The sequence below is a fragment of the Spirosoma areae genome, from assembly GCF_054781775.1.
In genome coordinates, this window is the sequence record NZ_BAAGTT010000014.1 from 1 (window position 1) to 824 (window position 824).

Annotated in this window: 1 protein-coding gene; it reads right to left on the minus strand. The window is 39.3% G+C overall.

What is annotated here, in order from left to right; all coding sequences use genetic code 11:
* Positions 1–125 precede the first annotated feature (125 nt).
* Positions 126–719, minus strand: coding sequence for an HNH endonuclease family protein (locus ACYVI1_RS05905; protein WP_460907760.1), 594 nt, complete (start codon positions 717–719; stop codon positions 126–128).
* Between the last annotated feature and the right edge of the window lie 105 nt (positions 720–824).

The following is an 824-nucleotide window of genomic DNA, read 5'->3' on the forward strand; positions in this document are numbered from 1 at the left end:
AAGCGCAGCCGCCAGGCGCTCCTGTGGCGTTTTGGCCCACCAGTATGAACGGTTCGGCGCTCCGATTGTCGTACACATGAATCTCGTCGGGATTGCTGGATTTGCGGACAGGAGGCATGGGATTGTCAATCAAGCTGAGATAAACGCCATACAGAAGTTGCTATTTCAGCTAATTTCATTTGTCTTCTTTCCAAGGTATTGGGTGTCCATACATCGGCAACTATATCTCTTGATAAAGCATATTGACTAGTTTGATATATTCTTTTCTTTTCTGAAAAACTTCTTGTACTACAATCGCGATTTTTATCTTCTTCTAATAATGTATAGTTACCTATTCGATAGATGTAATTCTCTTGAATTGGCGGAGGAAAGTCCAATGACCATTCTAAATCTGAATTCTCAGGTAGGATATGTTCTATTGTTGCTGGGCTTTCTTCGTAGTCGATATCTGTTTGACTAAGTTTGTTTTCTAGCTCAAATAAAATATATCTAGCTAATTTTCTATTTCTGCCTTTTGTCTTTATGGATAAAGTAGAAAAGTCATTTTTGAAGTCTAAATCATTAACGTATAGTGGCTTTAGTTCTTGAGATATATTATACGCAGTCTTAGCTTCCCCACGACTTACCTTAATTGCTGTTTGGCTGTAGTATTGTTCCTTAGGATTTGTATTTAATCCACTAACTACAGTGTATCGAAAGGTAATAGGTAGTGGTAAGATAGCCGCTGATGACTTATCTTAGCCCGATGATAAGCGAAGTTAAACAATACACCTGCTCCCGCTGTGGTAGTGTCAATTTACGCAAAAACGGGCACTCGGCCGAAG